The organism is Paenibacillus maysiensis (assembly GCF_000520815.1).
Taxonomy (GTDB): Bacteria; Bacillota; Bacilli; order Paenibacillales; family Paenibacillaceae; genus Paenibacillus; species Paenibacillus maysiensis.
This window is the reverse complement of sequence record NZ_ASRY01000250.1, coordinates 1-7,836: the sequence shown is the minus strand read 5'-3', so window position 1 is coordinate 7,836 and position 7,836 is coordinate 1. Positions and strand designations below refer to the sequence as shown.

The following is a 7,836-nucleotide window of genomic DNA, read 5'->3' as shown; positions in this document are numbered from 1 at the left end:
CCGCCTGCCACGACTGCCAAGCCTCCCAAAATATTCATCCCCAGCTTGCCCCAATTAAACGGCTCTGGAGGTGGCGGCGGTGGAGGTGGCTCGCCTTCCTTCGGTTCATCATCAAACGGCGGGTATGCAGTTCGGTCGCTTCCGTCCGCCCAGACATTTCCTCCCAGCACATGGTATTCGTTTTCTACCGAAAGCCCCGTGCTTCCTCCCGTCTGGTACGCCATGACCTGACTCGTTCCGTTAATAATAATTTTCTTCGGCGTATTCAGAATGATTTCCTGCTCTGCTTCTAGCGTCAGCTTCTTCGGACTTGTAATTTCAATCCCCGTAGCATCGTCCAGACTCATCTGCAACGTTCCACCCGGATCACCCATGATGTGGATGCGACCTGGGGCCATTTTCAGCTCACTTCCATGCTCCGTACCAAAATATCGGTCATTCGGATCACTCGTTTTCGCACATCCATCTCCGTTCGTACGAACTGCACCCAAAATCATCGCTCTGGAGCCAGATGCATCCGGAAAATACAGGCTTGCATGTGTTCCCACCTTTGGCATGCTATACATCGCACTTCCGGTTGGGGGAGCGAACGGATACCAATGCGGCTCGGATACCCCATCGTCCTTATCAATCGCTAGCCGCAGCTTTACTTCCTCTCCCCGAACCGCGAGAACCTCTCCTTCCAGTGAAATCCCGATCGTTTTGAAATTGGGGATGAAATCGCTGCGTATCCCCTCCGCGCGGGCCAACACATAACTGAATAGCAAATGACCCTTTTCCATGCGGCTTCGCAATTCAGTTACAATCATCGTTTTCTGGCGAAATTGCACCTCGTCTCCGAGAGCATACCGTTCTCCGCTTTCGATCTCGTATTTGAAAAAGTCGGTGTCATGTAACCCGGCTGACGTCCCGCCTGCTTGTTGATAGCCCTTTAAATCTTTGCTTGCCGTATAAGGTGTATTCTCCCGAATCGTCCGCTGGGTACCTGTGGGCATACCGAAATACAGCTTCGGCGCTGCGGACTCCCATATGTCGCTTACCACCACTGTATGTAAACGACTCGCCATCCGTTTCATAAGCTCCCAGTCGGTTTCATCATATTGTAAAATCGCTTCGCCTACCGACTGCTCCCCGGTTTGATACAGCACATCACTTCGTGCATAGCCTTGAGCAAGCTTATTCACTAACTGCTTGTATGTTTGTTTTTCCTCAGGAAAAGACCGCTTTCTTTTGACAATATCCAGCTCAAATGAGCCACTGATTCCCTCCAGTGTAAGTGTATATACTCCATTATGGTTCTCAACCTTCACCGTATGGACGACACCCTTAAACAAGCTGATTTTCTCTTGTTCTTTTTGAGCATACACATGTAGCTGATCCTCTGAAGTCGCATCCAGCGCAGCCGTGGCATGACTCGACTCCTTACAAATGGCTGTGAGTGTAATACGCCCATGCTCACCCGGCTTCCACTCGATCTGAACATCCTTTAAGACCTGAATGGGGTAGGGGGAATCTATTCGAATCTGATCATATCCTATCATGTTTTCAAACCTCCCTTCCAGCTATTCCTCCTGCTGGCCATTCGTATGAAATTCGATAAATCCATGATATAAACAAGTCTGAAATGAAGAAGTCGTCAAGGCTGGCTGGCCTTCCACCTTCGTATGCTCTTTTGTGTTTTTCCACTTGTCCGTCAGCATCGGCATGCATGGCTTTCCAGAAATCGTAGAGCCATTTTCAGCGATCAGATAAACGGTTTCGGCACTCGGCTGTTCCGGACTATTGCAAATTCCAAAATGAGGGACATTTTCAGGAGAATAATCCCCTTCATTCATCATCGGTTTACCATTAACATAAGAGCCGTGGCTGTTCGGCAAATTGATCTTTCGAGGATGGCTCCCGCAAGTGCAACGCATACAGGCTCCCCGTACGACATAATACTCATCGTCTGGCATGTTATCTCAACCTCCCTATTTCACCCGGACCTGTTCCAAAGCGATCCCGGAATAATCGCGCCGCAATATGCTTTCCGCCACGTCCAAACGGACGATGATCATCGGGGTGGCACTCTCCTGAATTCTAAATATCTTGTGGCCCCGAATAGCGTCTGCCTGTAATACCAGCTTTTTGAGCACACTTTGATCCAAATTCCATTCACTTTCCGGATGTACGGCAGTAAGCCGCTCCACAAAAGGAATATAGTAATTCTTCTGCATCTTCTGCTCGATCTGAGTAAGTATCGTTAATTTCATAGGCAGCTCCGGCACATAGGCCTGGACAAGACTTTTTAAAGCATCTGATATGAGAAGAATAGGGCCTTCCAGATAATCAATAAAAATACTTTCTGCATCTGCCCTCACGTTGAACATCAATGGCTTGAAAATATCCTCCGGCTGCAAATCATACAGCTTCCACGGATCAATCGTTTCAAACACCTTTTGCAGCATAGGAACGTTGGTATACCGCACATCCTGCTTTAAGAGGAAATAATCCATGAGGCTTCCCCCTCTCGCTCCCCGACTTCCCCTTTACGCGTAAAACGGCACAATATCTCGCTATCATCTCGATACTCTCCGGCAAATATCGTGCATATGTCAGCTTTCGGCATCCTTTCTAGCGAAGGGGAAGCGACAAAGGCTGGCATCTGACTTTTGAGAAACTCAACGGTGAGCAGGTGGTATTTAACCGCTTCAATTTGTTGAATCTGCTCAATATCCATTGTCGTAATCTTACGGGCATAGTCGGATTTAAGCTTTTCCAGCTTAGCCATGCGATTGAACAGAGGCTCGAAAACAAAGTCTGCCGACCACTCCACCGCGCATTCAGCCTCATCCAGAAACCAATTCTCATCATAGGCGTCTATCCGATAAACAGCTCTATTTTCCATCACACGGGTTCTGAGCAAGGAGATATAAATATATCGAATATCCCCCTTGCGACCTTGCTCGTGCTGAACGGTAGCGAGCTGGCATAGCGATTCTAAAGCCGCTATAAGTCCCTCTTCAATAGCTTGCTGCCGTGTCAGAAAGTTGTTTTCAATGAGCGCCAGATCATGTAGCCATTCCGTAAATACGTGCTTTTCCAGCAAGTCCTGCAACGCTGCATCCCGGTCCATGAGCTTCATTCAATGTTCACCTTACCCCCGGTTAATCTCACATCGTCCATAATGTCGAGCTTGGCTCCGGATTGAATAAAACTTACGCCTTCTTTCCCCTCCATAATAATTTTGGTGCCCCCTGTAATTTGGATATCCTCCTGAGCAGACAGGGTTATTTTTTTGTTACTGTTAATTTCAATACCGCCTTCATCTGTGAGGCGCATCAGCATTTGTCCACTATTGATAATTTCTACCGCACCCGGCTTGAAAACCACCTGTTTGCCGTATTTAGTGCTGATGCTTTTGACCGCAGGATCACTTCTTTTCACAGGATCAGAGGAGGCAAGATCGACAGAACTGGCGGCAAAAGCATGCTGCTCCCGTTCATCCGGAAAGTACAGACGAATTTGATCCCCTGCTTCCGGCATAACATACCAGCCGCTGCCATCGGGAGAAGAATAAACAGTAGAATAGGGAAACCACATAGCCCCGGATGCAGTCGAGCCTTGATCAATTTCCAGCTTGATTTTCACTTTTTCTTTGGAAATATCAATTACCTTGCCAAACAGAGAAGCACCTGACAGATCATAGGCGTAGTGAGTTGGGCATTTTAACCCCTGTGCGTCCCGTAAAATGTAACGATTCACGATCAGATTTCCATCGGTAGTCGTTTCCGCCTTGGCTACGTAAAGAGTTCTTTTAAGAAAAATGACGGAACTACCGAGTTCTAGCACTTTGTTGCTGGTAACCTCATAGCTCAAGCTGTTGGACTCGCCAAATTCCGGCAGTCCGTTGCGGGACATGAGCTTGTGCTCCTTCAAGTCTTTTTTAATGGAATAGTTATGTTCGTTCAGCGGTTGAGGGGTACTGGAATGGGGGACACCGATCACATATTTCAGTCCTTGTTGCATCGTAATTGGAATTAAAGCAGCATGCAGCCGAGAAGCAACTCTTTTGACAAAGGCCCAGTCCGTTTCATTGTATTGCACCAATAATTCACCGGTAGCTGCGCCATGAGAAGCCTCATCAACCACTTCTGCATCTGAATATGAACCTGTTATATGTGAAAATAAGTTGTTATAAGACTCCCCTGTTTTTTGGAAGGAACGGCGTTTGGGGCGAATATCCATCAATAAGGTTTGACTACCGGCCTCAATAGTGAGCTCGCGTACTCCATTTACAGCTTTTACAGCAATATTCGTGACGATTCCCTGAAAGAGACGGATCTGCTTCCCTTCACTTTTTAAAAACACTTCGATGTGCTCATCTTCATCCGCTTTTTCTACGTATTGATCCAGCTTGTCCTCCGAAACAATTCCACGAATGCTGAAACTCACATGCTCGTTTAACTGTTTAATGAGATGAACACTTAGTACACTTTGAAACTGATAAGGGGCAACCTGAACATCAGCCGTGGTGTAAATGGGGTTACTCATTCATATCCCTCCTCTTCTGCCTCGTCAACCGTTTGAATGGTATGAATCATTTGCAGGGCGATATCCCGCCATTCGGCATACTGCTTATAAGGACAACAAAATGTTCCCATGACCGTCTTTCCTTCCAGCTCAAAGTAGAACATATTGTGGTAAATGGGCTGATCCAGCGCCGGGCTTTTAAAGTCAAAATAGCCGATCTGCTTGCCATGGATCTCTTCTACTTTTTCTTCATAAAATACATGGGCCGGATTCATATTTTTCATTATTGCTTTCATGCCAGAAGTAAGTTGCTCCACCCATTCGTCTTGTAATGCCTGATCCACCCGGTTCAGGGTAACATCCACACTGCCCAATTCATTCGTTAAAATGACTTCCGGACGCTGCTCATGCGGATACTTAATCTTTTGCAAATGCTTGGGCATAGGGGTCAAAACAGAGGGAACATGCATTTTCAACCGATCCTTAAAGAAAAATCGTTCTTCAAACACATAGGATTGACCGTCAATGATCACGGGACCTGCCAAAATATTTTTAGGCATCTTCAGCTTCTCCATCTCATGGAGCCGATCCAAAATCTTTTCATCCTCATATTTCACTGTCTATTCCTCCTCCACATATTGACTAATCCACAATCATCCGCCCGGCTCCGCCGCCCTGCCAGCGGCCTGCTGTGCGCTTCCCCCTCCCGGCTCCTTCCAGGATCAGCACCAGCTGTCTGTGAAGCTGCACATGGGAATATTCCCTGTATTCCGCACCGCTGCGGTTTGCAATGTAATGCTGAATGGACTCCCTGTCCACAGCCTCCAGGTTCAGGCACATGAGCGCAAACATACAATCCATCGGATCGGTTGCGCCGCTTTTAAGCAACTCCGATGCGAAGTAACGCATCGTTTCCGGGCGCAATGTACTTTGATGCAAGCCCGCGAACGGGACATGGATATCGCTCCATGTATTGAATTCGGTAGCCATGTCGGCAAAGTCCTGATAATCCGAGCGAAGCACAGCTCCGGTTTTGAGCTTGAACCTGCCCAGTTCCAGTTCATCCAATCCGATCTCGGTCTCGTCCTCCAGCACAATATCTGCATGATGAGCAGTGAAATCCGGGCGATCTGTTTGTTCCAAAAAGAGCAGCTTCAACACCGATAGCCGCCCCGTGGCCGCATACGGCACTTCCTGCTCCTGCTCCAGCAGGTACAGCCTGCCTTTGTACTTCACAATGCCTCTGCCTACGGTCAGCGTGTGTTCCCCGACGATCACGTTCATCCCGGTAATGATGCCATCCGAATAATCCTGATACCGGATATCCAGAAAACTACGGGGGTAATCCCGCAGATTTTCCAGCATCTCGGTTTTGAGAATACGGCCTTTCTCAAACTTCGGCACGATATGGGTTAACATGTGTTTTCCTCCTCTCCATGCCGATTTCGGCACAAGTGTCGTCGAGCACCTCAGTAACGACATTGCGGCCGCAACGTAATGCGCCAGCCGGTTCGCTCTGCACCGTCATTACTGTTTTGTCTGCTCTTCTTTATTTAGAGATATAGACAACCGATTCACGCCGGGTGCAGGAGCCGGGACAGGCACCTCTGCCAGCGGTGGATTTTGCTTAATATACTCCGAGTAGTCCAGCCAATTTTTGTTCACCACATAGGTACGAGCGATTTTGTCATGTAGCGTCTGCTTTTTTGCAGTGAAGGCTACCATGATGTAGCCGACAAATATAGTGAAAAATGTAATGATTCTACTCCAGTAGCGGGCACTCGCACGTCCGAAAGTTATTTTTTCATTGTATTCATCTACGACAATAATCCCCAAAGCGAGCTTACCTAAGGTTCCTCTACATTTAGACGATTCCATGATAGCGTAGTACATCCAGCCTATTGAAAAATAAACAAGTACGTTCGAAATAGTTTCCAATCTATAAAATAACCGTGCCACATGGAAGGCATATACCGAAGGATACAAAGTGCTTCCCCATGCAGGGATAAAAGAAGTTAATCTCCCTATCAAAGTGATAAGCACTACAATGATCATCGTACCTACATACAAAATAAAATAATCTAGCCAATAGGCGAAAAACCTTTTCCAAAAGCCTGCGTACATTCCTGCTGTTCCCCCTGATTGAAAACTACGATTTATTAGAATCTTAGAATCTATTTATCTACCTTTACATCCCGGTTCCCCGTTGGGCCTGCTCACACAGGATATGATTCAGCTCGCGTTTGTCCACGACATAGGTACGGGCGATCAGATCATGGAGAGCCTGTTTTCTAGCCGTAAAAGCTGTCATGATAAAGCCGACAAATACCGTAAAGATATTAATATATCCGCTCAAGTAGCGGACGCTGGCACGGCCAAAACTGAGTTTCTGATTATGCTCGTCTACCACGACGATTCCAAGGGATAGCTTGCCAACCGTTGCCTTGCACTTGCAGGATTCCATGATGGCAGAATACAGCCAACCCAGCGTTATAAAACTAATGATCCAGAAAGTAACTATAAAAATTCCCACACTTCTATAGTCCCCGTCCGATCCCCAATCTAAAATCGTTCTCACTTTAAAGAACGAGGCGAATCCTACCATAATCAACATGACCATAGAAATAAATCGTGTACTGACATATAAAATAATAAAATCTATCAAATAGGCTGAAAACCTTTTCCAAAAACCTGCATACATTCTGGTAGTCCTCCCCGATTAGACCTGCTGCGAGAAATTCTGTCCTTCCCTACATCCCGGCTCCCCGATCGGCCTGCTCACGAAGTATATGATCCAGTTCGCGTTTGTCCACGACGTAGGTACGGGCGATCAGATCATGGAGAGCCTGTTTTCTAGCCGTAAAAGCTGTCATGATAAAGCCGATACACAGAATGATAGCGGATATAAACTTACTCCAATGGCGGGCACTGGCACGTCCAAAGCTGAGCTTCTGGTTAAACTCATCTACCACGACGATCCCGAGAGCCAGCTTGCCCACCGAAGCTCTACATTTGGAAGATTCCATAATCGCGTGATACAGCCACATCGCGCCCCAATTAAGCAGAATCTGTCCGACCATCTTCATTGTAAAAATAGGGGACGATCCGTCTGTGATCAGGGATGTTTCCGCAGGGGAAGGCTCCCAATCCCCCATTAATCTCACCACTAGCAATATCAGACCAATTATCATAAATACGAACCACATAATCAGATTATCGATGATACTCGCCAAAACCCGTTTCCAAAAACCTGCATACAGCATGCTGTTGCCTCCCAATGTTGTATATTTTTGCTTCTTCGCTAAAGTGAATGTTAGATGTCTG

Annotated in this window: 9 protein-coding genes and 1 pseudogene; all 10 read right to left on the bottom strand. The window is 46.9% G+C overall.

The window, feature by feature from the left end; all coding sequences use genetic code 11:
• A pseudogene (locus L696_RS0117600) lies at window positions 1-1,541 on the bottom strand (hypothetical protein); the annotation flags it as partial.
• Between the two features lie 21 nt (window positions 1,542-1,562).
• On the bottom strand, window positions 1,563-1,955 hold the full coding sequence (locus tag L696_RS0117595) for a DUF4280 domain-containing protein (protein WP_025684811.1): 393 nt from the start codon (window positions 1,953-1,955) through the stop codon (window positions 1,563-1,565).
• Window positions 1,956-1,970: 15 nt separating this feature from the next.
• The gene (locus tag L696_RS0117590; RefSeq protein ID WP_025684810.1) at window positions 1,971-2,495 is read right to left on the bottom strand and encodes a hypothetical protein; all 525 of its coding nucleotides are present in this window, start codon (window positions 2,493-2,495) and stop codon (window positions 1,971-1,973) included.
• Window positions 2,477-3,124 carry a hypothetical protein gene (locus tag L696_RS0117585; protein WP_025684809.1) on the bottom strand — a complete coding sequence of 216 codons (648 nt, stop codon included), beginning with the start codon at window positions 3,122-3,124 and terminating at the stop codon, window positions 2,477-2,479. The genes L696_RS0117590 and L696_RS0117585 overlap by 19 nt, the downstream gene beginning before the upstream one ends.
• Window positions 3,121-4,533 (bottom strand): hypothetical protein, encoded by a 1,413-nt coding sequence (locus tag L696_RS0117580; protein ID WP_025684808.1) that lies wholly within the window; start codon window positions 4,531-4,533, stop codon window positions 3,121-3,123. Before L696_RS0117580 ends, L696_RS0117585 begins: the two co-directional genes overlap by 4 nt.
• Window positions 4,530-5,129 carry a hypothetical protein gene (locus L696_RS0117575; RefSeq protein ID WP_025684807.1) on the bottom strand — a complete coding sequence of 200 codons (600 nt, stop codon included), beginning with the start codon at window positions 5,127-5,129 and terminating at the stop codon, window positions 4,530-4,532. The genes L696_RS0117580 and L696_RS0117575 overlap by 4 nt, the downstream gene beginning before the upstream one ends.
• Before the next feature lie 25 nt (window positions 5,130-5,154).
• Window positions 5,155-5,931: a hypothetical protein gene (locus L696_RS0117570; RefSeq protein WP_025684806.1), complete on the bottom strand. Its 777-nt coding sequence runs from the start codon at window positions 5,929-5,931 to the stop codon at window positions 5,155-5,157.
• 108 nt (window positions 5,932-6,039) lie between these two features.
• On the bottom strand, window positions 6,040-6,636 hold the full coding sequence (locus L696_RS0117565; RefSeq protein WP_025684805.1) for an RDD family protein: 597 nt from the start codon (window positions 6,634-6,636) through the stop codon (window positions 6,040-6,042).
• Between the two features lie 64 nt (window positions 6,637-6,700).
• Complete coding sequence (locus L696_RS0117560; protein WP_025684804.1) at window positions 6,701-7,213, bottom strand: RDD family protein; 513 nt, start codon at window positions 7,211-7,213, stop codon at window positions 6,701-6,703.
• Between the two features lie 49 nt (window positions 7,214-7,262).
• A complete protein-coding gene (locus L696_RS0117555) occupies window positions 7,263-7,775 on the bottom strand; it encodes an RDD family protein (RefSeq protein WP_025684803.1) in 513 nt (170 codons plus the stop codon).
• Between the last annotated feature and the right edge of the window lie 61 nt (window positions 7,776-7,836).

What these genes read in the sequence shown, in the direction of transcription:
- L696_RS0117595 (WP_025684811.1), bottom strand. Translation starts at nt 1,955, where the DNA reads ATGCCAGACGATGAGTATTATGTCGTACGGGGAGCCTGTATGCGTTGC.
- L696_RS0117590 (WP_025684810.1), bottom strand. Translation starts at nt 2,495, where the DNA reads ATGGATTATTTCCTCTTAAAGCAGGATGTGCGGTATACCAACGTTCCT.
- L696_RS0117585 (WP_025684809.1), bottom strand. Translation starts at nt 3,124, where the DNA reads ATGAAGCTCATGGACCGGGATGCAGCGTTGCAGGACTTGCTGGAAAAG.
- L696_RS0117580 (WP_025684808.1), bottom strand. Translation starts at nt 4,533, where the DNA reads ATGAGTAACCCCATTTACACCACGGCTGATGTTCAGGTTGCCCCTTAT.
- L696_RS0117570 (WP_025684806.1), bottom strand. Translation starts at nt 5,931, where the DNA reads ATGTTAACCCATATCGTGCCGAAGTTTGAGAAAGGCCGTATTCTCAAA.
- L696_RS0117565 (WP_025684805.1), bottom strand. Translation starts at nt 6,636, where the DNA reads ATGTACGCAGGCTTTTGGAAAAGGTTTTTCGCCTATTGGCTAGATTAT.
- L696_RS0117560 (WP_025684804.1), bottom strand. Translation starts at nt 7,213, where the DNA reads ATGTATGCAGGTTTTTGGAAAAGGTTTTCAGCCTATTTGATAGATTTT.
- L696_RS0117555 (WP_025684803.1), bottom strand. Translation starts at nt 7,775, where the DNA reads ATGCTGTATGCAGGTTTTTGGAAACGGGTTTTGGCGAGTATCATCGAT.